The organism is Enterobacter sp. JUb54 (assembly GCF_014298075.1).
Taxonomy (GTDB): Bacteria; Pseudomonadota; Gammaproteobacteria; order Enterobacterales; family Enterobacteriaceae; genus Klebsiella; species Klebsiella lignicola.
In genome coordinates, this window is sequence record NZ_CP060418.1 from 619439 (window position 1) to 643766 (window position 24328).

24 protein-coding genes are annotated in these 24328 nt (G+C 55.6%); 12 read left to right on the plus strand and 12 right to left on the minus strand.

Annotation, left to right across the window (positions count from 1 at the left end; genetic code table 11):
- Positions 1 to 62: 62 nt before the first annotated feature.
- A complete protein-coding gene (locus HF679_RS02750) occupies positions 63 to 632 on the plus strand; it encodes a VOC family protein (RefSeq protein ID WP_123754924.1) in 570 nt (189 codons plus the stop codon).
- A gap of 76 nt (positions 633 to 708) precedes the next feature.
- Positions 709 to 1452, plus strand: a complete 744-nt coding sequence (cutC, locus tag HF679_RS02755) for a copper homeostasis protein CutC (protein WP_123754923.1) — start codon at positions 709 to 711, stop codon at positions 1450 to 1452.
- An 88-nt stretch (positions 1453 to 1540) separates the two neighbouring features.
- Here the strand turns inward: cutC and cmoB are convergent, their stop codons facing one another.
- From cmoB to HF679_RS02780, 5 genes are all read right to left on the minus strand, one after another.
- Positions 1541 to 2554: a tRNA 5-methoxyuridine(34)/uridine 5-oxyacetic acid(34) synthase CmoB gene (gene cmoB / locus HF679_RS02760; RefSeq protein WP_187042587.1), complete on the minus strand. Its 1014-nt coding sequence runs from the start codon at positions 2552 to 2554 to the stop codon at positions 1541 to 1543.
- Positions 2551 to 3294, minus strand: coding sequence for a carboxy-S-adenosyl-L-methionine synthase CmoA (cmoA, locus tag HF679_RS02765; protein WP_123754921.1), 744 nt, complete (start codon positions 3292 to 3294; stop codon positions 2551 to 2553). The genes cmoB and cmoA overlap by 4 nt, the downstream gene beginning before the upstream one ends.
- A gap of 39 nt (positions 3295 to 3333) precedes the next feature.
- Positions 3334 to 3729 (minus strand): MAPEG family protein, encoded by a 396-nt coding sequence (locus HF679_RS02770; protein WP_123754920.1) that lies wholly within the window; start codon positions 3727 to 3729, stop codon positions 3334 to 3336.
- 117 nt (positions 3730 to 3846) lie between these two features.
- Entirely contained in the window at positions 3847 to 4665 is an 819-nt protein-coding gene (locus tag HF679_RS02775) for a DUF72 domain-containing protein (RefSeq protein ID WP_123754919.1), read from the minus strand.
- On the minus strand, positions 4662 to 5228 hold the full coding sequence (locus HF679_RS02780) for a hydrolase (protein WP_123754918.1): 567 nt from the start codon (positions 5226 to 5228) through the stop codon (positions 4662 to 4664). Before HF679_RS02780 ends, HF679_RS02775 begins: the two co-directional genes overlap by 4 nt.
- A gap of 283 nt (positions 5229 to 5511) precedes the next feature.
- Here HF679_RS02780 and aspS point away from each other — a divergent pair, with 283 nt between their 5' ends.
- The 6 genes from aspS (at position 5512) to ruvB (ending at position 10923) form a co-directional block, all read left to right on the plus strand.
- A complete protein-coding gene (gene aspS, locus HF679_RS02785; RefSeq protein ID WP_123754917.1) occupies positions 5512 to 7299 on the plus strand; it encodes an aspartate--tRNA ligase in 1788 nt (595 codons plus the stop codon).
- A 1-nt stretch (position 7300) separates the two neighbouring features.
- Positions 7301 to 7744: a dihydroneopterin triphosphate diphosphatase gene (gene nudB, locus HF679_RS02790; protein ID WP_123754916.1), complete on the plus strand. Its 444-nt coding sequence runs from the start codon at positions 7301 to 7303 to the stop codon at positions 7742 to 7744.
- Between the two features lie 52 nt (positions 7745 to 7796).
- Entirely contained in the window at positions 7797 to 8537 is a 741-nt protein-coding gene (locus tag HF679_RS02795) for a YebC/PmpR family DNA-binding transcriptional regulator (protein WP_123754915.1), read from the plus strand.
- Between the two features lie 154 nt (positions 8538 to 8691).
- Positions 8692 to 9213: a crossover junction endodeoxyribonuclease RuvC gene (gene ruvC, locus HF679_RS02800; protein ID WP_004864044.1), complete on the plus strand. Its 522-nt coding sequence runs from the start codon at positions 8692 to 8694 to the stop codon at positions 9211 to 9213.
- A 79-nt stretch (positions 9214 to 9292) separates the two neighbouring features.
- A complete protein-coding gene (gene ruvA, locus HF679_RS02805; protein WP_123754914.1) occupies positions 9293 to 9904 on the plus strand; it encodes a Holliday junction branch migration protein RuvA in 612 nt (203 codons plus the stop codon).
- A gap of 8 nt (positions 9905 to 9912) precedes the next feature.
- Positions 9913 to 10923, plus strand: coding sequence for a Holliday junction branch migration DNA helicase RuvB (ruvB, locus tag HF679_RS02810; RefSeq protein ID WP_123754913.1), 1011 nt, complete (start codon positions 9913 to 9915; stop codon positions 10921 to 10923).
- Between the two features lie 62 nt (positions 10924 to 10985).
- Here the strand turns inward: ruvB and znuB are convergent, their stop codons facing one another.
- Positions 10986 to 11771 carry a zinc ABC transporter permease subunit ZnuB gene (gene znuB / locus HF679_RS02815; RefSeq protein ID WP_123754912.1) on the minus strand — a complete coding sequence of 262 codons (786 nt, stop codon included), beginning with the start codon at positions 11769 to 11771 and terminating at the stop codon, positions 10986 to 10988.
- Entirely contained in the window at positions 11771 to 12523 is a 753-nt protein-coding gene (gene znuC / locus HF679_RS02820; protein WP_123754911.1) for a zinc ABC transporter ATP-binding protein ZnuC, read from the minus strand. Before znuC ends, znuB begins: the two co-directional genes overlap by 1 nt.
- Positions 12524 to 12601: 78 nt before the next feature.
- Here znuC and znuA point away from each other — a divergent pair, with 78 nt between their 5' ends.
- The 3 genes from znuA to lpxM all read left to right on the plus strand — a co-directional run bounded on the left by znuA (position 12602) and on the right by lpxM (position 16021).
- Positions 12602 to 13546 (plus strand): zinc ABC transporter substrate-binding protein ZnuA, encoded by a 945-nt coding sequence (gene znuA, locus HF679_RS02825; RefSeq protein WP_123755506.1) that lies wholly within the window; start codon positions 12602 to 12604, stop codon positions 13544 to 13546.
- Between the two features lie 15 nt (positions 13547 to 13561).
- On the plus strand, positions 13562 to 14881 hold the full coding sequence (gene mepM / locus HF679_RS02830; protein WP_123754910.1) for a murein DD-endopeptidase MepM: 1320 nt from the start codon (positions 13562 to 13564) through the stop codon (positions 14879 to 14881).
- A gap of 165 nt (positions 14882 to 15046) precedes the next feature.
- A complete protein-coding gene (lpxM, locus tag HF679_RS02835; RefSeq protein ID WP_123754909.1) occupies positions 15047 to 16021 on the plus strand; it encodes a lauroyl-Kdo(2)-lipid IV(A) myristoyltransferase in 975 nt (324 codons plus the stop codon).
- 55 nt (positions 16022 to 16076) lie between these two features.
- Here lpxM and dcuR read toward each other — a convergent pair whose 3' ends face one another.
- From dcuR to HF679_RS02850, 3 genes are all read right to left on the minus strand, one after another.
- On the minus strand, positions 16077 to 16793 hold the full coding sequence (gene dcuR, locus HF679_RS02840; RefSeq protein WP_154144692.1) for a two-component system response regulator DcuR: 717 nt from the start codon (positions 16791 to 16793) through the stop codon (positions 16077 to 16079).
- Positions 16794 to 16852: 59 nt separating this feature from the next.
- Positions 16853 to 18538 carry an NAD-dependent malic enzyme gene (locus HF679_RS02845; RefSeq protein WP_187042588.1) on the minus strand — a complete coding sequence of 562 codons (1686 nt, stop codon included), beginning with the start codon at positions 18536 to 18538 and terminating at the stop codon, positions 16853 to 16855.
- A 69-nt stretch (positions 18539 to 18607) separates the two neighbouring features.
- Positions 18608 to 19552 carry an AEC family transporter gene (locus tag HF679_RS02850; protein ID WP_187042589.1) on the minus strand — a complete coding sequence of 315 codons (945 nt, stop codon included), beginning with the start codon at positions 19550 to 19552 and terminating at the stop codon, positions 18608 to 18610.
- 627 nt (positions 19553 to 20179) lie between these two features.
- Here HF679_RS02850 and HF679_RS02855 point away from each other — a divergent pair.
- Entirely contained in the window at positions 20180 to 21514 is a 1335-nt protein-coding gene (locus HF679_RS02855; RefSeq protein ID WP_123754905.1) for a 2-hydroxycarboxylate transporter family protein, read from the plus strand.
- A 99-nt stretch (positions 21515 to 21613) separates the two neighbouring features.
- Here the strand turns inward: HF679_RS02855 and pyk are convergent, their stop codons facing one another.
- Complete coding sequence (pyk, locus tag HF679_RS02860; RefSeq protein WP_123754904.1) at positions 21614 to 23056, minus strand: pyruvate kinase; 1443 nt, start codon at positions 23054 to 23056, stop codon at positions 21614 to 21616.
- Positions 23057 to 23182: 126 nt separating this feature from the next.
- Entirely contained in the window at positions 23183 to 24088 is a 906-nt protein-coding gene (locus HF679_RS02865; RefSeq protein WP_174508033.1) for a MurR/RpiR family transcriptional regulator, read from the minus strand.
- Positions 24089 to 24328: the final 240 nt, after the last annotated feature.

Genomic DNA, 24328 nt, shown 5'->3' on the forward strand with positions numbered 1-24328 from the left:
GGTTGGTCGCCGCCGGGAAACGCGATAAATTACCCGCTCTATGGCGTGGATTGAGGTTAAAAATGGCGAACTGGCAGCAAATTGATGAACTCGACGATATTTCCGCGGATCTGCCGCGCTTTCTCGATGCGTTAAGCACCCTGGCTGGCCGACTGGGGCTGGATATCACGCCGCTGGATGCCGACCACATTTCGTTGCGCTGTCATCAAAACGCCACCGCAGAACGCTGGCGTCGCGGGTTTGAGCAGTGCGGCACCTTGCTGTCGGAAAACATTATCAACGGCCGCCCGATCTGCCTGTTCAAACTTGATGAGCCGGTCAGCGTCGCCCACTGGCGTTTCCACATCGTTGAACTGCCGTGGCCGGGCGAAAAGCGCTATCCCCATGAAGGCTGGGAGCACATTGAGATCGTGCTGCCAGGGGAGCCGCAAACCCTGAATGCCCGTGCGCTGGCGCTTCTCAGCGACGAAGGGCTGGCGCAGCCGGGAATATTTGTCAAAACCAGCTCACCGAAAGGGGAGCGCGAACGACTGCCGAACCCGACGCTGGCGGTGACCGACGGTACGGTGACCATCAAATTTCATCCGTGGTCGATTGAGCAAATTGTTGCCAGTGAACAATCTGATGCGTGACAGTGTGAAGCGACGCGGTTTTTGAACCGATAAATCATGACATGCTGTGTTGCCTGCAGCGTGCAAGGAGAGGGGAATGACGTTACTGGAAGTCTGCTGCTACAGCATGGAGTGCGCGCAAGAGGCGCAGCGCCATGGGGCCGATCGCATTGAGCTGTGCGCGGCGCCGCAGGAAGGGGGCTTAACGCCTTCACTGGGCGTGTTGAAAACGGTTCGTCAGACGGTGACGATCCCGGTGCATCCGATTATTCGCCCGCGAGGCGGCGATTTCTGTTACACCGACGGCGAATTTGCGGCGATGCTTGATGACGTCGCGACGGTCAGGGAACTCGGTTTTCCCGGCCTGGTGATCGGCGTGTTAGATCCTGACGGGCGGGTTGATATCCCGCGGATGAAAAAAATAATGGCGGCGGCGGGACCGCTGGCCGTGACCTTTCATCGGGCCTTCGATATGTGCATGAACCCGCATGAAGCCTGGCGCGCGCTGGCCGATCTCGGTGTCGCTCGCATCCTGACATCGGGACAACAATCCAGCGCTGAAAAAGGTCTTTCATTAATTACGGAACTTATTGCCCAGGGCGATACTCCAACCATTATGGCTGGTGCAGGTGTTCGAGCGGCCAACCTGGAAAAGTTCCTCCAGGCGGGAGTCAAAGAGGTGCACAGTTCGGCCGGGCAGTGGGTGCCTTCGCCAATGCGCTTTCGTAATCCTGGATTGTCGATGTCGACCGATGCCGACGCAGATGAATATTCGCGCTATGCCGTTAATGGCGTAGCGGTGGCAGAAATGAAGCACATCATTTCTGCACAGAGCAGTTAAACCGTTTTTTGCTGCACATCATGTCGCCCAATATGATGATTGCCCGTACCAGGCCCCTGCAATTTCAACAGGGGTCTTTTTTTGGCCTTTATTTACGCCCGGACGCTTTTTTCGCCAGCGATTGCTGGGTTTCTGGCTTGGTCGCGACGATCACCGCGCGCAGCGGAGCCGGGTAGCCCTCAAGGGTTTTGCTGCTGTCGTTGGGGTCGAGGAAGTCGGCCAGCGATTCGGTGGTCATCCACTCGGTGCGGCGCTGCTCGTCGGTGGTGGTGACGCAGGCATCGACGATGCGCACATCGACAAAACCGCATTTCTCCAGCCACATTTTCAACGCCGCGGCGGACGGGATAAAATAGACGTTACGCATCTGCGCGTAGCGGTCTCCCGGCACCAGAACGGTATTTTCATCCCCTTCAATCACCAGCGTTTCCAGCACCAGTTCGCCCCCTTCGACCAGCTGATCTTTGAGCTGCCACAGATGGTCAAGCGGTGAACGGCGGTGGTACAGCACGCCCATGGAGAAAACGGTATCGAAGGCGTTCAACGCCGGCAGCTGTTCAATGCCCAGCGGCAGCAGGTGAGCGCGCTGATCGTTGCCCAGCAGCTTACGCACCGCTTCAAACTGACATAAAAACAGCTGCGTCGGATCAATGCCAACCGCCAGATGCGCGCCGGCGCCGATCATCCGCCACATGTGATAGCCGCTGCCGCAGCCGACGTCGAGAATGGTGCGTCCGGTCAGGTCGGAGAGGTGCGGCAACACCCGCTCCCATTTCCAGTCGGAGCGCCATTCGGTGTCAATGTTGACGCCGTACAACGAGTAGGGGCCTTTGCGCCACGGCATCAGGTTCTTGAGCAGATTCTCAATGCGCAGGCGGTTGCCTTCGCTTAACGGCGTTTCGCTGTCGGCGGTAACGCTGTGCAGCAAGTCCAGACGATGGGGGGCAAACTCAGGCAAAAACTCGACGGCCCGCTCCCATTCGCGGAACTTGCCATGCAGCGCCTCGCGTTGCCAGGCGGCAACTTGCGCAGGCAAGGTCTCCAGCCAGTGAGATAACGGGCTTTTCGCGATTTGCTGATAAAAATTACTGAAATCGATCATGCTTTTTCCCCGGACTTCACCGCAACCAGTGAACCAAAGTTAAAGCACTGGAACCACAATTCGGCATGTTCAAAACCGGCGTTACGCAGGCGTGCTTTGTGCGTTTCTACGGAGTCTGTCAGCATGACGTTTTCCAGCATGCTGCGCTTCTGGCTGATTTCCAGCTCGCTGTAGCCGTTGGCGCGTTTGAAGTCGTGGTGCATGTTGAACAGCAGCTCGCCGACATGGCTATCTTCAAAGCTGAATTTTTCTGACAGCACCAGCGCACCGCCGGGGTTCAGCCCACGGTAGACTTTATCCAGAATCGCCTGGCGTTCATCGGGCGCAAGAAACTGAATGGTGAAATTCAGCACCACCATTGAGGCGTTCTCAATCGTTATATCGCGAATATCGCCTTCCACCACCTCGACGGGCGTTGGCGCTTTATAGGCATCAATATGACGGCGGCAGCGTTCAACCATGGCCGGGGAGTTATCCACCGCCACAATTTTGCAGCCGGCATGGGCGATGTTACGTCGAATAGAGAGCGTCGCCGCGCCGAGCGAACAGCCGAGGTCGTAAACCTGAGTATCGGGCTGGACGAAGCGTTCAGCGAGCATGCCGATCATCGAAATAATATTGGAGTAGCCGGGAACCGAGCGCTGGATCATATCCGGGAAGACTTCAGCAACCCGTTCATCAAAGGTCCAGTCGCCGAGACTGGCAATCGGCGCGGAAAAAAGCGTATCGCGGTGAGACATAACGTTAAACCCGAAAAAACGAAAACGGCGTATTGTGCGCTAATGTAAGGAGAAAACCAACTCCCAGGGCATATACCACAAATTCGCCAGCACCATCAGCACCAGCGAGCACCAGGTCGCGCTCATTCCCGAACGGCGCCAGCTGTACAAGCGGTGGTGAAAACCATAGGAGTGCATCAGTCGTCCGGCAATCAACAAAATGCCGCACACGTGAACCATCCAGTTCTGCGCCCCGTTCATCTCCATAAACAGCAGCATGATGAGGCCAATGGGAACGTACTCAACGGCATTGCCGTGCACGCGGATAGCGACCTGCAGCTCGCTAAATCCCCCGTCACCATACCCGACGTGATATTGCGTGCGCAGGCGAACCACATCAAAAGAAAATTTAATGAGCAATAACGCACCCAAAACCGCGTAAAGCGCGCTGACCATACCAAAAACTCCCTGTTATTCTTTTATACCTTCGACCCTTCAAGATGCTTGCTTGTCGGCGGCAACGCAACTTGAATTATTTAGGGCATCGATGACTTCGATTAGCATAGCAGGATATCAGAAAAGAGAGGTTTGCTGCGGAATTGACGGTGCATCGCCTACCTCGGGCAACGTCCGGCGTAAATCCCCCCACAGCGTATTGACCAGCTCCGGCGCCTGGGCGATGTCCGGCGTATGGAGAAACAAGAAGGGCGTTGTCGTCTGGCGCCATTTGGCCAGCGTTGGTAGCCAGGATTCAAACAAGCGCTGACTTTGCGTCATGTCGTCGCTGGCAATAAAGCGCACCAGCGGATTGCCGCCGGTCACCACGGCATGAACCGGCAATTTGGGTTTTTTACGTTGCGCATCGACCATCGCCGGGTTGCGCGCGATGGCGCTATGTACCGGGCGACTGTCGAGGATCGCGCGATTGACATTGCGTTGATGCAGTCCGCGATTGAGCGCCTGCTCGGCCTCGCCTTTGGCGAAGAATTGCGGATGTCGGACCTCGACGCCGTAGGTGAACGCTGTCGGTAAACTGTCGAGGAACTGCCACAGCGCAGGCAGATCCGTGGGGCCAAAGGTGGCGGGCAGCTGTAACCAGAACTGGCCAATGCGCGACGCCAGCGGCGCCAGGCGTGAAAAAAACTCGAGGGTTAAATCATCGCAATCTCGCAGGGCCGCCTGATGTGAAATCGTGGCGGGGAACTTGAAACAGAAGCGAAAATTATCGCTGGTTTGTTCGTACCAGCGGCTGACAATGTCGGCTTTGGGCAGGGCGTACAGCGTGGTATTGCCTTCCACGCAATTGAAGTGGCGAGCGTAGTCTTCAAGACTGGTGATGCCCAGCCGCACCCATTTCGGGTGCGACCATTGCGGGAGCCCAATATAGATCATAAGGCGGCGAGGACATCCTCAGTGCTGCGCACCCGGGCAATACGCGGGAAGATATTCGTCATGCTGCCCTGATGTTGTTCCGCAGACGGCGCGCTGCAGGCATCTTCAACGATAACCAGGTTGAAGCCCAGCTCCCAGGCATTACGGGCGGTGGATTCCACGCCGATATTGGTGGCGATACCGCAGAGGATAATGGTGTCGATGCCGCGACGGCGCAGCTGCAGCTCGAGATCGGTGCCATAGAAGGCGCCCCACTGGCGTTTGGTGACCTCAATATCACTGTCCTGTTTGCCTAATGCAGCCGGCCAGCTCCACCAGTTCTCCGGCAGCGCGTGTGCGCCGGTCTGGGCGTCAACCGGTTGCTTCAGCGCTTCGGCGAAATCATTGGACCAGCCAACGCGCACCAGAATCACCGGCGCTCCCAGCTCACGGCATTTTTCCGCCAGGCGGGCTGAACGCGTAACGACGTCCTCAGCGCGGTGTGGCCCACCGGCAAAAGGCAGAATGCCTTCCTGCAGGTCGATGGCAACGAGAGCGGTTTTTTTCGCATTGAGTTCTAACATGGTAACCCCGTATCTTGTTATGTCGTTTGCCCGTTACAATACCGTTGCCGAACGCGCTTTTGGCTAACAATTATTGTTAATTTTTGTGAGCACGGACAATAAGCGTACAGCAAAGCAGCGTACAAACTGCGTCGGGCTTATCGTGCGGCGGAAATTCCATTATAATGACCGCCTTTTTTCATTCAGTTGTGACACATTCAGTTGTGACATTCAGCTAAAGCTGCGACTCCGTCGCCTGCGAGGCAGGCAACAATCCGCCTGCGGCTAAGTTAAGGGATATCTCATGCGTACAGAATATTGCGGGCAGCTGCGTCAGTCCCACGTCGGGCAGCAGGTGACTCTGTGTGGTTGGGTCAACCGCCGCCGTGACCTCGGCAGCCTTATCTTCATCGATATGCGTGACCGCGAAGGCATCGTGCAGGTGTTCTTCGATCCGGACACGGCCGAAGCCTTAAAGCTGGCTTCCGAACTGCGTAATGAGTTTTGCATTAAAGTCACCGGCACCGTGCGTGCGCGTGATGCGAAAAACGTCAACGCCGATATGGCGACCGGCGAAATCGAAGTGCTGGCGTCTGACCTGGTTATCATCAACCGTTCAGAATCACTGCCGCTGGATTCCAACCACGTTAACACCGAAGAAGCGCGTCTGAAGTACCGCTATCTCGACCTGCGTCGTCCGGAAATGGCTAATCGCCTGAAGACGCGCGCCAAAATCACCAGCTTCGTGCGTCGCTTTATGGACGATCACGGCTTCCTCGACATCGAAACGCCGATGCTGACCAAAGCCACGCCGGAAGGCGCGCGTGATTACCTGGTGCCGTCCCGCGTTCATAAAGGAAAATTCTACGCGCTGCCGCAGTCTCCGCAGCTGTTCAAACAGTTGCTGATGATGTCCGGTTTTGACCGCTACTATCAGATCGTAAAATGCTTCCGTGACGAAGACCTGCGTGCTGACCGCCAGCCGGAATTCACCCAGATCGACGTCGAGACTTCCTTTATGACCGCGCCGCAGGTGCGTGAAGTGATGGAAGCGCTGGTGCATCAACTGTGGCTGGACGTCAAAGGTGTCGATCTGGGCGCGTTCCCGATCATGACCTTTGCCGAAGCCGAGCGCCGTTACGGTTCTGATAAACCGGATCTGCGTAACCCGATGGAGCTGGTCGATATTGCCGATCTGGTGAAAGCGGTTGAGTTTGCGGTCTTCTCCGGCCCGGCGAACGACGCCAAAGGCCGCGTTGCCGCGCTGCGCGTTCCGGGTGGGGCTGCACTGACCCGTAAGCAGATTGATGAATACGGCAAGTTCGTGCAGATCTACGGCGCCAAAGGCCTGGCCTACATGAAAGTCAACGAGCGCGCGAAAGGCCTCGAAGGCATCAACAGCCCGGTGGCGAAATTCCTCAACGCTGAGATCGTTGAAGCAATCCTTGAGCGTACCGCGGCTCAGGATGGCGACATGATTTTCTTCGGCGCCGACAACAAGAAAGTGGTTGCCGATGCGCTAGGCGCGCTGCGTCTGAAGCTGGGTAAAGACCTGAGCATCACCGACGAAGCCAAATGGGCGCCGCTGTGGGTTATCGACTTCCCGATGTTCGAAGACGATGGTGAAGGCGGCCTGACCGCGATGCACCACCCGTTCACCTCGCCGAAAGACATGACCGCGGACGAACTGAAAGCGGCACCGGAAACCGCGATTGCGAACGCTTACGATATGGTTATCAACGGCTACGAAGTGGGCGGCGGTTCCGTACGTATTCACAGCGGCGACATGCAGCAGACCGTCTTCGGCATTCTTGGCATTAATGAACAAGAACAGCGTGAGAAGTTTGGCTTCCTGCTCGACGCCCTGAAGTACGGCACTCCGCCGCACGCCGGCCTGGCCTTCGGTCTGGACCGTCTGACCATGCTGCTGACCGGTACCGACAACATCCGTGACGTTATCGCCTTCCCGAAAACCACGGCAGCGGCCTGTCTGATGACGGAAGCGCCGAGCTTCGCGAATCCTGCGTCTCTGGGTGAGTTAGGTATCCAGGTTGTGGCGAAAGAGACAAAAGAGTCTCCGGAGAATAAGTAAGATGTCATTCAAGCTTCCCGTTTCTGTTCTGGTGGTCATTTATGCCGAAGATACAAAGCGGGTGCTGATGTTGCAGCGACGCGACGATCCTGCTTTCTGGCAGTCGGTTACCGGCAGTCTGGAAGCGGGGGAGAGCGCAGCGCAAGCCGCCGTGCGTGAAGTAAAGGAAGAGGTCGCAATTGACGTTGCTCACGAGCAACTGACCTTAATTGACTGTCAGCGCACGGTGGATTTCGAAATATTTTCGCATTTACGTCATCGCTACGCGCCGGGCGTTGAGCGCAATACTGAATATTGGTTCAGTCTTGCGCTCCCGCATGAACGCCAGATTGTCTTTACTGAGCACCTGGATTACCGCTGGGTTAATGCGACGGAAGCCGCCGCATTAACCAAGTCGTGGAGCAACCGGCAGGCGATTGAAGAATTTGTAATTAACGCCAACTAATTTTCCCCGGACTTTTAGCGGTCGGGAAAAGGCTTTTTTGGAGATATTATTTATGGCAGGTCACAGTAAATGGGCCAACACCAAGCACCGCAAAGCAGCACAGGATGCGAAGCGCGGTAAGATCTTTACTAAAATCATTCGTGAGCTGGTTACCGCTGCACGTCTGGGCGGCGGCGACATCGCCTCTAACCCACGTCTGCGCGCGGCTGTCGATAAAGCGCTGTCCAACAACATGACGCGTGACACCCTGAACCGTGCGATCGCGCGTGGTGTCGGTGGCGATGACGACGCGAACATGGAAACCATCATCTATGAAGGTTACGGCCCTGGCGGCACCGCGGTCATGGTTGAATGTCTGAGTGATAACCGCAACCGTACCGTTGCCGAAGTGCGTCACGCGTTCACCAAAACCGGCGGCAATCTTGGCACCGATGGTTCCGTGGCCTATCTGTTTAGCAAAAAAGGGGTTATCTCTTTTGAAGCTGGCGATGAAGACGTGATCATGGAAGCGGCGCTGGAAGCCGGTGCTGAAGACGTGGTGACCTATGACGACGGCGCGATCGACGTCTATACCGCATGGGAAGAGATGGGTAGCGTACGTGACGCGCTGGAAGCCGCTGGGCTGAAAGCGGACGCTGCGGAAGTCTCCATGATCCCATCGACGAAAGCCGATATGGATGCGGAAACCGCGCCGAAACTGCTGCGTCTGATCGATATGCTGGAAGATTGCGACGACGTGCAGGAAGTGTATCACAACGGCGAGATCTCTGATGAGGTCGCCGCAACGCTGTGATTCCCGTAATCTTTCAGCCCACAGCGGTGTCGGCTCTCCTCGTTGTCCCCGGTCACGTAGTTAATCTACGTTGCAGGGGATTCGCCGGGTGGTCGTCTGGCTGTGAACTGAAATATTCAGGATCTCAGGAGTTAGTTATTACCGGAGAGGCGTGATGGCTATTATTCTCGGCATTGACCCGGGCTCGCGCATCACCGGCTATGGCGTTATCCGCCAGGTCGGGCGGCAGTTAAGTTACCTTGGCAGCGGCTGTATCCGCACCAAAGTTGACGACCTGCCGTCGCGACTGAAGCTGATTTATGCTGGCGTGACGGAAATCATCACCCAGTTCCAGCCGGATTATTTCGCCATTGAACAGGTGTTTATGGCGAAAAACGCCGACTCAGCGTTGAAGCTGGGGCAGGCACGCGGTGTGGCGATTGTTGCGGCGACAAATCAGGACCTGCCGGTCTTTGAGTATGCCGCGCGACAGGTGAAGCAAACCGTGGTAGGTATCGGTAGCGCGGAAAAGAGTCAGGTGCAGCACATGGTGCGCACGTTGCTTAAGCTTCCCGCCAATCCCCAGGCGGATGCGGCGGATGCCCTGGCGATTGCCATTACCCACTGCCACGTCAGTCAGAATGCGGCTCAAATCAGCGAGACGCGGCTCAATCTGGCGCGTGGACGCCTACGATAACCTCAAATCAGGCTGGATATTTATCCAGCCTTTTTTTATGATACCGCAGATACTTTAGCCCTTAACGCAGGAGCACCATGTGATAGGCAGACTCAGAGGCATCGTTCTCGAAAAACAACCCCCGCTGGTCTTACTGGAAACGGGAGGCGTGGGCTATGAAGTTCATATGCCGATGACCTGTTTTTATGAACTGCCGGAAGTGGGCAACGAGGCTATCGTCTTTACCCACTTTGTCGTTCGCGAAGATGCGCAGCTTCTGTATGGCTTTAATAACAAACAGGAGCGCACCCTGTTTAAAGAACTGATTAAAACCAACGGCGTCGGGCCAAAACTGGCGCTGGCGATCCTCTCCGGCATGTCGGCGCAGCAGTTTGTCAACGCCGTCGAACGCGAAGAGCTGGCGGCGCTGGTGAAACTGCCGGGCATCGGTAAGAAAACCGCAGAGCGCCTGATCGTCGAAATGAAAGATCGCTTTAAAGGCCTGCATGGCGACCTGTTTACGCCAGCCGCCGATCTGGTGCTGACTTCGCCGGCCGGTCCGTCTGATGATGACGCCGAGCAGGAAGCGGTTGCTGCGCTGGTGGCGCTGGGCTATAAACCTCAAGAGGCCAGCCGGATGGTGAGCAAAATCGCCCGTCCGGATGCCAACAGTGAAACGCTAATTCGCGAAGCGCTCCGCGCCGCGTTGTGAGGTAAGGGATGATTGAAGCAGACAGGCTGGTATCGGCAGACAGCACCGGGTTTGAAGAGTCGGCCGATCGCGCAATCCGCCCTAAATTGCTGGCAGAATATGTCGGGCAACCGCAGGTGCGTTCGCAAATGGAGATCTTCATCCAGGCGGCAAAACTGCGCGGCGATGCCCTCGATCACCTGCTGATCTTTGGTCCTCCGGGGCTGGGGAAAACCACGCTGGCCAACATCGTTGCCAACGAGATGGGCGTTAATCTGCGCACCACCTCTGGCCCGGTGCTGGAGAAAGCGGGTGACCTGGCCGCTATGCTGACCAATCTCGAACCCCATGACGTGCTGTTTATTGATGAAATTCACCGTCTTTCCCCGGTGGTGGAAGAGGTATTGTATCCGGCGATGGAAGACTACCAGCTGGATATCATGATCGGTGAAGGGCCGGCGGCGCGTTCTATCAAAATCGATCTGCCACCGTTTACCTTGATTGGTGCCACCACGCGCGCGGGGTCATTGACGTCGCCGCTGCGTGACCGCTTCGGGATCGTCCAGCGCCTCGAGTTCTATCAGGTGGCTGACCTGCAGCATATCGTGAGCCGCAGCGCCCGGCATATGGGGCTGGAAATGAGCGATGAAGGGGCACTGGAAGTGGCACGTCGCGCGCGCGGTACGCCGCGTATAGCCAACCGTCTGCTGCGCCGGGTTCGTGACTTTTCCGAAGTGCGCCACGATGGCAGCATCTCAATGGACATTGCCGCTCAGGCGCTGGATATGCTGAATGTCGATGCCGAAGGGTTCGATTACATGGACCGTAAGCTGCTGCTGGCGGTAATCGATAAGTTCTTTGGCGGTCCCGTCGGCCTGGATAACCTGGCGGCGGCGATTGGTGAAGAGCGGGAAACTATCGAGGACGTTCTTGAGCCGTATCTGATTCAGCAAGGCTTTTTACAGCGTACACCGCGTGGCCGAATGGCGACGGTACGCGCCTGGAACCACTTCGGCATCACGCCACCCGAGATGCCATAAGGCCGGAAAAATCAGTATTAATTCCCCGGTAAGCACCAGTGCTACCGGGGAAAGCTGCGGGTTCAGGCGCTGTTTTTCTTCATCATGCTGAAGACAAACAACAGCGCAGCGCACAGTACCACCGACGGACCGGCAGGGGTGTCATAAAAGGCCGAGAAGGTCAGCCCTCCGGTAACCGCCACCATCCCAACGCCAACGGCAACACCGGCCATTTGCTCCGGCGTGCGGGCAAAGCGACGTGCCGTTGCTGCCGGAATAATCAGCAGCGAGGTAATAATCAATGCGCCGACGAATTTCATCGCCACACCAATGGTCAATGCGGTAACCAGCATCAACAGCAATTTCACCCGCTGCAGCTTCACGCCATCGACAAACGCCAGGTCAGGACTGATGGTCATTGACAGCAGGTTGCGCCATTGCCACAGCAGGATCGCCAGCACGATCACCACGCCGATAGCGATAGCGATCAAATCATCCGGCGTCACCGCCAGCAAATCACCAAACAGGTAGGCCATCAGGTCGACGCGGATATTCGACATCAGACTGACCACCACCAGGCCCAGCGACAGCGCGCTGTGCGCCATAATCCCCAGCAACGTATCGAGCGCCAGATGTGGGCGCTTCTCCAGCCACACCAGGCCCGCCGCCAGCATCAGAGTGACAGCGATCACCGCATAAAACGGGTTAACGTTCAGCAGCAAGCCGAAGGCCACGCCCAGCAAAGAGGCATGGGCCAGGGTATCGCCGAAATAAGACATGCGGCGCCAGACCACAAACGATCCCAGCGGGCCAGCCGCACAGGCGAGCATCATCCCGGCCAGCCAGCCGGGTAACAGTAATTCAATCATCAGCGCTCATTTCCCCGACGCAGTACAATCCGCCCCTGCAGGTCATGGCGGTGATTATGGTGATGGCGGTAAATACCCAGCTGTTCCGCACCGCGCTGACCAAACATCGAGATAAACTGCGGATGCATGGAGACCACTTCCGGCGTACCGGAGCAGCAAATGTGCTGATTCAGGCACAGCACCTCATCGGTTTTCGCCATCACCAGATGCAGGTCGTGAGAGACCATCAGCACCGAGCAATCAAGCTCCTGGCGCAACTGGTTAATCAGATCGTACAGGGCGACCTGACCGTTCACATCAACCCCCTGGGTTGGCTCATCGAGCACCAGCAGCTGCGGCTGATTCAGCAGCGCACGGGCTAACAGCACGCGTTGGGTTTCGCCACCGGAGAGCTTTTGCATCGGGGCTTCAATCAGATGCCCGGCCTGGACTCGTTTCAGCGCCGGCAGGATATCCTGCTTATGCGTACCAGGGCGCAAACGCAAAAACCGGCTGACGGTCAGCGGCATCGTGGCATCAAGATGTAATTTTTGCGGGACGTAGCCAATGCGCAGATGACTCTCGCGCTTGATAACACCGTCGGTCGGTGCTACCAGTCCAAGAACCACCCGCACAAGGGTCGATTTTCCGGCACCATTGGGGCCGAGTAAGGTCAAAATTTTGCCGGGTTTTAGGGTCAGCGAAATGTCAGACAGTACGCGCCGTTGGCCGAAGGCGACCGAGACGTTTTCCAGCGTTACAAGATTAGTCATGTCAAATTAGGAGTTGCACAAGTCAGTGAATGTTATAATATCACATCTTTCTTGTTCATTACGATGATTAGACGCATTATGTTACATAAAAATACGCTTCTTTGCGCTGGACTTAGCGCCGTTTTTTTGTTCACCCACGCCTCCGTCGCTAATGCGGCTGTGGTTACCTCGATGAAACCTTTGGGCTTTATCGCTTCCGCTATCGCCGATGGGGTCACGGAGACCCAGGTACTGCTGCCGGACGGCGCATCAGAGCATGATTATTCTCTACGACCTTCCGATGCAAAACGCTTACAGAACGCAGACTTAGTGGTCTGGATTGGTCCAGAAATGGAGGCGTTTATGGATAAGTCGACGCAAAGCATTGCGCCGAATAAAAAGGTGACCATTGCGCAACTGGATGGGGTGAAACCGCTGCTCATGAAAGGGGCAGATGATGATGATGACGATCACGGCCACGACCATGGCGCAGGGGAAAAAAGTGACGGCGATCACCATCACGGTATTTACAATATGCATTTGTGGTTATCCCCAGAGATAGCGCGGCTTTCGGCGGTTGCAATCCACGATAAATTATTGGAACTTATGCCCCAGAGTCGAGCCAGGCTTGACGCAAACCTGAGCGCGTTTGAGGCACAATTAGCCGCGACCGATAAACAGGTAAGTAACGAGCTCGCACCGCTGAAAGGGAAAGGGTATTTCGTTTTTCATGATGCCTATGGCTACTTTGAAAAACACTACGGTCTGACTTCACTTGGTCATTTCACCGTTAACCCTGAAATACAGCCTGGTGCGCAGCGTTTACACGAAATCAGAACACAGTTGGTTGAGCAGAAAGCGACTTGCGTTTTTGCTGAGCCACAGTTCAGGCCAGCCGTTATAGAAGCTGTTGCCAGGGGCACCTCTGTGCGTATGGGGACTCTGGATCCGTTAGGGACAGGAATTAAGCTGGGTAAAGATAGTTACCCGCAGTTTCTGGAACAACTGGCGAAACAGTATTCGAGCTGCCTGAAAGGAGATTAACGAGGAAGTGAATACGTGCAACAGATAGCCCGTGCTGTCACTCAGGCATTCAACAATTTGCCACGACCTCACCGCGTCATGCTGGGGTCGTTGAGCGTACTGACATTAGCGGTCGCCGTCTGGCGACCCTACATCTACCATCCGGAATCAGCCCCTATTGTCAGGACAATTGAGCTGGAAAAGAGCGAAATACGCTCGCTGCTGCCGGAAGCTTCTGAACCTATCGATCAGGCGCCGCAGGAAGAAGAGGCGATTCCTCAGGATGAGCTGGACGACAAAGCCGATAGCGACGCCAACGGCCATGAATACGTGGTTTCCACCGGCGATACCCTGAGCAGCATCCTCAACCAGTACGGCATTGATATGGGCGATATTGCCCAGCTCTCTTCTGCTGACAAAGCGTTGCGTAACCTGAAAATCGGTCAACAGCTGTCGTGGACGCTCACCGCCGACGGCGATCTGCAGAGCCTGACCTGGGAGATGTCGCGCCGCGAAACGCGCACCTATAACCGGGTAGCAAATGGCTTCAAAATGAGCAGTGAGCTGCAAAACGGCGATTGGGTCAACAGCGTGCTGAAAGGCACCGTCGGTGGCAGCTTTGTTGCCAGCGCGCGTTCTGCAGGGCTGACCAGTACCGAAGTCAGTGCGGTGATTAAAGCAATGCAGTGGCAGATGGACTTCCGCAAGCTGAAAAAAGGCGATGAGTTCTCGGTACTGATGTCGCGCGAAATGCTTGACGGCAAGCGTGAGCAGAGCCAGCTGCTGGGCGTGCGTCTGCGCTCGGACGGCAAGGATTACTTCGCGATCCGCGCCGAAGACGGTAAGTTCTACGACCGTAACGGTACCGGCCTGGCGAAGGGCTTTATGCGCTTCCCGACGGCTCGTCAGTTCCGCGTTTCTTCGAACTTTAACCCGCGTCGTCTGAACCCGGTAACCGGGCGTGTCGCGCCACACCGTGGCGTTGATTTTGCGATGCCGCAGGGGACGCCGGTTCTCGCGGTAGGTGATGGTGAAGTCGTGGTCGCTAAGCGCAGCGGCGCGGCGGGGTACTATGTCGCTCTGCGTCATGGTCGCACCTACACCACCCGCTATATGCACCTGCGTAAGCTGCTGGTGAAACCGGGACAGAAAGTTAAACGTGGCGACCGTATTGCGCTGTCCGGCAACACCGGGCGCTCTACCGGCCCGCATCTGCACTATGAAGTATGGATTAACCAGCAGGCGGTTAACCCGCTGACGGCGAAACTGCCGCGTACAGAAGGCCTGAGCGGTTCCGATCGCACAGATTACCTGGCGCAGGTGAAACAGGTCATCCCGCAGTTGCGATTTGACTAAGCCATCGTCACTCGAAGCCGGTGCCCGTTGCGCACCGGCTTTTTCTTTTGTAGGTTCCCCATCGTATCGCTAAACTATATCCAGAATACGTCGGGTTACGGCCTGGTGGCTGCGATATGCCGTTTTACGGGATTCCCCCCTTATTAGTACAGCTGTGGACTGGGCATGGAAACGAAAAAAAATAACAGTGAATTTATTCCAACATTTGAGAAATCCTTTTTACTTCCGCGCTACTGGGGTGCCTGGTTAGGGGTCTTTGCGTTTGCCGGTATCGCCCTGACGCCGCCCGCGTTTCGCGATCCGATCCTCGGGAAACTCGGGCGTGCGGTGGGTCGACTGGCGAAGAGCTCGCGCCGTCGGGCGCAGATCAACCTGCTGTACTGCTTCCCGGAAAAAAGCGAAGAAGAACGCGAAGCCATCATTGATGACATGTATATGGCTGCACCGCAGGCAATGGTGATGATGGCCGAGCTGGGCCTGCGCGATCCGCAACGAATTCTCTCCCGCGTCGACTGGCAGGGCAAAGAGATCATCGACGAGCTGCAGCGCAATAACGAGAAAGTGATCTTCCTGGTGCCGCACGCCTGGGGCGTGGATATTCCGGCAATGTTAATGGCATCAGGCGGCCAGAAAATGGCGGCGATGTTCCATAACCAGGGAAACCCGGTGTTCGACTATGTCTGGAATACCGTTCGCCGCCGCTTCGGTGGGCGTATGCATGCCCGTAACGACGGCATCAAACCCTTTATTCAGTCGGTGCGCCAGGGCTACTGGGGCTACTATCTGCCCGATCAGGATCACGGCGCAGAACACAGCGAGTTCGTCGACTTCTTCGCAACCTATAAAGCGACCTTGCCGGCGATTGGCCGGCTGATGAAAGTCTGCCGCGCCCGCGTAGTGCCGCTATTCCCGGTCTATGATGGTAAAACCCACCGCCTGACGGTGCTGGTACGCCCGCCGATGGACGATCTGCTGGAGGCTGACGATCGGACGATTGCGCGGCGGATGAACGAAGAGGTGGAAATTTTCGTCAAACCGAACACCGAGCAATATACCTGGATCCTCAAACTGCTGAAGACCCGTAAGCCGGGTGAAACCGAACCGTATAAGCGCAAAGAGCTGTATCCGAAAAACAAATAGCACCTGCATGCCACTTCGTTGGCATCATCGACAACAGCCAATGGGCCTGCGCGGTTCATTGGCTGTATTGTCTGAGCAGGGCAACATGCTCGCCGATCAACTGGTAACGATACTCCGGGCGACCGGTCATGCCATAGTGGTTGGTGGTATAGAGGATGCCCGTCTGTTCAAGCCAGATCAGATATTTGCGGCACGATACCCGCGAGATAAGCAGTGCCGCAGCCAGTTCATTGGTTGAAAAGTCGCGTGCCTGATGCGTATCAATCCAGCGGCACACCAGACGCAGCGTTTGCGGCGTTAACCCCTTTGGCAGCCGGCGGTTGCCTTCCTGCCGCGGCAGGCTGCTGCGCAGTAAATCATCAACCTCCGATTGTACATAGCTGCTTTTGGCCTGCCGAAGCATATGGCGCTTACGCCACGTCAGCAGCGCCTCCTCAAAGCGTGGAAACTGAAACGGTTTAATCAAATAATCGACCACGCCGTAGCGCATCGCCGTCTGGACGGTCGAGGCATCGGCGGCGGACGTTATCATGATCGTATCGATATGACGGCCGCTGGCGCGCAGGACAGGCAGCAGGCTGAGCCCATTTTCGTGCTGCATATAGACATCCAGCAGCACCAGGTCGATCTGCGGTAACTGGCTCAGCATCTGCTCTGCTTCACCAATCGTCGAGGCGATGCCGCAGCAGTGAAAGTCGGCGACCCGGCTGATAAACAGCTGGTTCAGCCCGGCGACCATGGCATCATCATCAACAACAAGCACATTGAACATGCGCGGTTCCTTGGACTCGCGGGAAGCACGGGCGCTTCCCGCAGGGTTAACGTAGGGCGTTACAGCGCCGAGCGTTTATACGAGGTATAGCGCGCTCGCCAGAAGGTTTTATCGATACTGACGGCCAGCTGCTCTTCGCTGATGTCGGGGGCGACGCCTTCTTGCTGGGCTACCCGAGCCACGTCCATGGCAATGGCTCTGGAAATCATCTCGATCTGCTCCACCGGCGGAAGCAATCCGCCTTGCCCTGTGGTGACTAATGGGGAATGAGCGGCAAGGGTTTTACTGCAGGTGATGAGCATGGCTTCCGTGACGCGCTGTGCCTTCGCCGCCAGGATGCCTAACCCCAGTCCCGGGAAAATGTAGGCGTTGTTACACTGGGCAATCTCGTGGGTTTCCCCTTGATACACCACCGCGTCAAACGGGCTTCCGGTGGCAATTAAGGCATTTCCCTCAGTCCATTCGAGAAGGTCGTGGGGCTGCGCTTCCGCACGCGAGGTGGGGTTGGAGAGCGGCATCACGATCGGGCGAGGGCAGTGGCGGTACATCTCTTTGATGATCGCTTCACTGAACAGGCCCGGCTGGCCGGAGACGCCAATGAGCACGGTTGGCTGGACGTTGCGCACGACATCCATCAGCGACAGCGAGGTACCGTCGGTATCCCAGTGGGCGAGGTTTTCCCGCAGCGTGATGAGGGCTTGCTGGAAATCGAGCAGGTCGGGCGTCTCCTCCGTCAGCAGTCCCGCACGGTCGACCATGAAGATATTATTGCGTGCTTCACGCTCGGTCAGGCCATCGTCCACCATCAGGGCAATGATTTTCTCGGCAATTCCGCACCCGGCGGAACCGCCCCCGAGGAACACCACCCGCTGGTCACGCATGCGGGTACCCGCGGCGGTGGCGGCGGCGATCAGCGTACCGGAAGTGACCGCGGCGGTTCCCTGGATATCGTCATTGAAGCAGCACAGCTGGTGGCGGTAGCGGTTAAGCAGTCGGCTGGCGTTCTTCTGGGCGAAATCTTCGAACTGCAGCAGGACGTGCGGCCAGCGCTGTTTCACCGCATCGACAAACATATCCATAAATTCAATATACTGGTCGTCGTTGATTCGTGGATGACGCCAGCCCATATACAGCGGGTCTTCCAGCAGCTTCTCGTTATTGGTGCCAACGTCCAGCATGATGGGCAGCGTCGACGCGGGGTGAATGCCGCCGCAGGCGGTATACAAAGAGAGCTTGCCGATGGGGATCCCCATTCCGCCAATACCCTGATCGCCAAGGCCAAGAATGCGTTCGCCGTCGGTGACTACAATCACCTGGATGTCGTTGCGGGAAAAACTTTGCAGCATCTCGTCAATATGATGGCGGTTCGGCCAGGAAATGAACAGGCCGCGCCCGCGGCGATATATTTCCGAGAAGTGTTCGCACGCTTCGCCCACCGTGGGGGTGTAAATCACCGGCAGCATTTCTTTCATATGATCGCGCAGCAAATGATAAAACAGCGTCTCGTTGGTATCCTGAATATTTCGCAAATAAATATGCCGGGAAATATCGCGTTTGAACTGGCAAAACTGCATCCACGCGCGTTCCGTCTGTTCTTCAATGGTTTCGATATTATGCGGCAGTAATCCCTGTAAATTAAATGCCGTACGTTCGCCTTCAGTAAATGCCAGACCTTTATTTAATAGCGGGTTTTCCAGCAGGACGGCACCATTATAGGGAGTGTATACGGTTTCTGTGACTAACATGTTATGACTCCTGAATCTTATTTAAAAATAATATCGTGGGTATTTGCTGATATGGGTGTGGCGCAATATTTAAGATATAAAGTAAATCATGATGCCTTCGGTAACGACGCCAATGGCGGTGCCAAGCAAAATAGAGGATGAAGCGGATTCAATGTAGGTATCGCTGCGCAGGGCAAACATACCGGCGGCGATCGCTGAAGGGGTCGCCCCGATAATAATCACCTGCTGCATCAGCGTGTGGCTGAGGCCAAAGGCCAGGCCAGCGGCAGCCATCATGGCGGGCTGAATCAGGTTTTTAATACTGATGTTGGTGCAGGTCTGGATATTCAGCGTTGGACGTTCGCCGTAGAACAGCAAGCCCAGAGCAAATAAAGACAGCCCGCCGGCAATTTTACCGACCATTTCAATCGGCATGCTGAGCATATGCGGCAGCTGGACTCCGGCGAGACTCAACAGGACACCAGAAATAGGGATCCAGACGATAGGGTTTTTGACGGCGTTGAGTAAGTTTTGCAGGATCAGCGTGCCGGCGTGAACACGCTGGGTCGCGTCTGAATCTTTGTCTCCCATGCGAATCAGGATTATCGTCAGCGGGATCATAAATACGCTGGTGATTAAATTGCCGATAAGCACGCCGAGGAACCCTTCTGGCCCGATCAGCACCGCCAGCACCGGCGCGCCGAAATAGGCCATATCAGGAAATGCGCACACCAGGGATTGAATGGCGCTGGTTTTGATATCGTGGCGAAACACGTAGCGGGAGATCACCAGGGTGAGGAAATAAGACCCCATCAGGCCAATGACTAATACCACCATAAAGGTGAAGTTTTTAATTTTATCGGGGTTGGTATGCAAAGCCCCGATAAAAAGATGGAACGGCAGGGCAAACCGAATCACGACGGTGGCTAAAACCGAGGCATCTTCGCGGCGGGTATAGCCTAACTTACCACTGAGCCAGCCGAGCAGCATGATAAAAACTAACGGGAACAATGATTGTAGTAGCAGTGTCGGCATAGGTGATCCTGAAATTATAATGTCGGGTTGGTTGTGTTTTTTAATTTAACGATCCCATAAGAATTGAAAGGTGATTGACATCACAGTGGCCAGTGTTTAAATAATTTCGCGTCAGGAACTTTACTTACAAATAACGCAGATGAGAATAACGCCTTGTTTTATATGGCAGGTGCTACAGAATCCTGCTTGCTGATAACTTTAGCTTCACAGCAATAAATTAAATTACTTAAAAGCGAGTTATTGTCTCAGTCACAAAATCGACAGGTAACCGGGACGTTGGCTTTTTAATAGCAAAACCCTGTGTTACCGTTTTGATGGTTTCAATTATAAAAGCACTTCATTTTTAATTATTATTTCAATTTTTATTTAATGGCGTGATTTTTTATATACCCTAAATAATTTGAGTTGCAGGCGGCGACGCAACGAATCTCCAGGAGTTTACTGAAGTAAGTGACTGGGGTGACAAATCTGTCTGGAACAGATTTGAACGCTGCGCGCAGCGGCCCTGATAAGGGTGAGGCTCATGGATGGGCCGAATAACGAGTCAAGCCAACGCTCATGCAACGTGAAGTATGACGGGTATATTGCGCCCCGATCCTACGCAAGCTATTACAATGCAGGTGAGATATGAAAAATAATTCACTGAACCACCCGATTGAAAAAACTCACTCGAGTGGGCAAACCGCGCGGTTTTTTTCGAACGTTGACGTCGGCGCCGTGCCGTTAACCCTGTTTGTCGGTATCGCCACGATTGTGGTGGTGGCGTCCATGGCGGGAGTGTTGCCAAAGAATATGATCGGCGGGCTGGCGGTCATCATGACCTTAGGGTTTGCGCTGGCCAAAATAGGGCGGATGGTACCGGTGCTGAAAGATATCGGCGGTCCGGCGATCCTGTGCCTGATGATGCCGTCGGTGCTGGTCTATTTTGGCGTGTTTGACCCACATACCCTGGGCACCGTGCATCTGCTGATGAAAGAGGCCAATCTGCTCTATTTCGTCATCGCCTGTCTGGTGGTCGGCAGTATTTTGGGCATGAACAGAACCATCCTGATTCAGGGAATGGTGCGGATGTTCGTGCCGCTGGTGGTCGGAACCGGAGCGGCGATATTCACCGGGCTGCTGGTGGGCAGCCTGTTTGGCTACAGCCTGTATCACACCTTTTTCTTTATCATCGTGCCGATTATTGGCGGCGGTATCGGGGAAGGGATCCTGCCGCTGTCGCTGGCCTACTCGGCGATCCTCGGACAGACTCCGGATGTCTATGTCGCGCAGCTGGCGCCAGCCGCGGTGGTGGGGAACATTTTTGCCATCATCTGCGCCGGCTTCCTGGCTCGTCTCGGCGCACGCCGTCCGCAGCTTTCCGGCGACGGCATGCTGATTCGCTGCCATGATGATAACCGCGTCTTCTCGCAGGCGCAGAGTGGCCAACCGACCGACTTCCAGCTGATGGGCGCCGGACTGCTGATGATCTGTGCCTTTTTCATCGTTGGCGGCTTGCTGGAGAAGGTGCTGCACATTCCGGGCCCGGTGTTGATGATTCTGGCGGCGGTACTGTGTAAATACACCAAAGTCATCCCCGCCGCGATGGAACTGGGGGCGCACAGCTGCTACAAATTTGTCTCTGCCGCGCTGGTCTGGCCGTTGATGATTGGGCTCGGCATGCTGTATGTGCCTCTGGAGAGCGTGGTTTCGGTCTTCTCCGTCGGCTATGTCGTGGTGTGCGGGTCGGTGGTGTTGTCGATGGCGCTCAGCGGCTTTTTTATCGCCTCACGGCTGAATATGTATCCGGTGGAAGCGGCTATCGTCACCAGCTGCCATAGCGGTCTCGGGGGAACCGGGGATGTTGCGATACTCTCGGCATCCAATCGCATGTCGCTGATGCCTTTCGCACAGATTGCCACCCGCATCGGCGGGGCCTCAACGGTGATTGCCGCCACGCTGTTAATGAGCTGGATCGTGTGATTCGCCGGGCTGCAGGTGATTAATCTTCCACGTATCTTTCAACAAAAAAAACCTGCCAGCGTGATGCTGGCAGGTTTCAGGCGTTTCGCGAGCGGAATATTATTCGACGGTGAGGATACGCGTGGTGTTGGTGCTGCCGATGGTGCTCATTACGTCACCCTGGGTGACGATAACGAGGTCGCCGGAGACCAGGTAGCCTTTATCGCGCAGCAGAATTACCGCATCGTGAGCCGCAGCAACGCCGTCACTGGTGCTGTCGAAATGCACCGGCGTCACGCCACGGTACAGAGCGGTCAGGTTCAGGGTGCGCTCGTGGCGGGAGAGGGCAAAAATCGGCAGACCGGAGCTGATGCGAGAAGTCATCAGTGCGGTACGGCCAGATTCGGTCATGGTGATGATAGCGGTAACCCCTTTCAGGTGGTTCGCCGCATACATCGCAGACATGGCGATCGCTTCTTCAACGTTATCGAACTGGATATCCAGACGGTGTTTGGACACGTTGAGGCTTGGGATCTTCTCTGCGCCGAGGCAGACGCGCGCCATCGCGGCGACGGTTTCTGACGGGTACTGGCCAGCGGCCGTTTCCGCAGACAGCATTACCGCATCGGTACCATCGAGGACGGCGTTCGCGACGTCCATGACTTCCGCACGGGTTGGCATCGGGTTGGTGATCATCGACTCCATCATCTGGGTCGCGGTGATTACCGAACGGTTCAGCTGACGGGCGCGGCGGATCAGGGCTTTCTGAATCCCGACCAGTTCCGGGTCGCCGATTTCCACGCCGAGGTCACCACGTGCCACCATGACCACGTCAGAGGCCAGAATCACGTCGTCCATCGCGTCCTGATCGCACACGGCTTCTGCACGTTCAACTTTGGCGACGATCTTGGCGTCACAACCAGCTTCACGCGCCAGACGGCGGGCATAGTTCAGGTCTTCGCCGCAGCGCGGGAAGGAGACGGCGAGGTAATCGACGCCAATTTTCGCCGCCGTTACGATGTCGGCTTTGTCTTTGTCGGTCAGCGCTTCCGCAGAGAGGCCACCGCCCAGTTTGTTGATGCCTTTGTTGTTCGACAGCGGGCCGCCGACGGTGACTTCGGTGAACACTTTCAGGCCCTGAACTTCGATAACTTTCAGCTGTACGCGTCCGTCGTCCAGCAGCAGGATATCGCCCGGCACAACGTCCGCTGGCAAGCCTTTATAATCAATACCGACGCGTTCTTTATCGCCTTCACCTTTACCCAGCTCGGCGTCCAGCAGGAATTTGTCGCCGATATTGAGGAAAATTTTGCCTTCTTTGAAGGTCGATACGCGAATTTTCGGCCCCTGGAGGTCACCGAGGATCGCAACATGGCGGCCCAGTTTAGCCGCAATCTGGCGGACTTTATCCGCGCGAATCTGGTGATCTTCCGGGGTACCGTGAGAGAAGTTCATACGTACTACGTTAGCACCCGCGGCGATAACCTTTTCGAGGTTGTTATCACGATCGGTGGCTGGGCCTAAGGTCGTTACGATTTTGGTTCTGCGAAGCCTTCTGGACATGTAATACTCCGTTGACTAAAACAACTTTGGTGTTGCGTGAACATGGAATCGGTGGTGCCAGCCAGCAAAGTCGCTGTGCCGGGACAAAACCGAAGGTCTAATAGGTCACTACTTCATTATCAGGTTTTATGGGTTATCGCTGCGTACGGGTAGTTCTTTATCAAAACGCGATTCCTTTAATGCTTCCTTGACCCGCTTCAAGTTATCTCTGAATTTAGCGCCACGACGGAGGGTAAAACCGGTCGCCAGCACGTCAATGACCGTCAACTGGGCAAGACGTGAAACCATTGGCATGTAGATATCCGTATCTTCAGGGACATCAAGGGTAATCGATAACGTGGCCTCGCGGGCCAACGGCGTGCCTGGCGAGGTAATGGCAATGACCATGGCATCGTTTTCACGGGCCAGCTGCGCCAGTTCGACCTGACTTTTCGTCCGTCCAGTATGGGAGATAATCACCACCACGTCATCGTCATCGCAATTCATACAGCTCATGCGTTGCAGGACAATGTCATCGGAATAGATGACCGGGACATTAAAACGGAAAAATTTATTCATGGCGTCATGGGCGACAGCCGCTGACGAACCGAGGCCAAAGAAGGCAATTTTCTTGGCCTGGGTTAACAGATCGACGGCCCGATTCACCGCTGACATGTCGAGCGAATGGTGGACCTGATCTAAACTGGCCATGGCCGACTCAAATATTTTACCGGTGTAGGACTCTACGCTGTCGTCTTCATCGACATTGCGGTTAACATAGAGGGTCCCGTGCGCCAGGCTTTGTGCCAGATGGAGCTTAAAATCGGGAAAGCCGCGGGTTTCAAGGCTCCGGCAAAAACGGTTAACGGTAGGCTCGCTGACGCCAGCCTCCAGCGCCAGGGCCGCAATGCTTGAATGAATGGCCTGAGCAGGCGTAGCAAGAATGACTTCCGCCACTTTGCGTTCGGATTTGCTAAGGTGTTCCAGTCGGGACTGGATTTTTTCCAGCATATTCATGGGTAACAGGGCGCTCATCAGTGGAAACGATTTCATTAATGGATGAAATCATCAGGCGTTTTAGCAAGAATATACCCCTCTGCTGTCGCTAGCGGGGAGGAATGACGTTAAAAAATGTTGTTTTTTTTCATTACATGATCAGAGTCGTATTTTATTAACTTAAAACCGGTCGAAACAACGAACTCACCAGGCCGTTTGCCCAAATTGTCGGCGGAACTTTTCTCCGCGTGCGGTTTAGCTGCGGGAATAGGGGCCAGAGGGTTTCGGGAAGTTCGT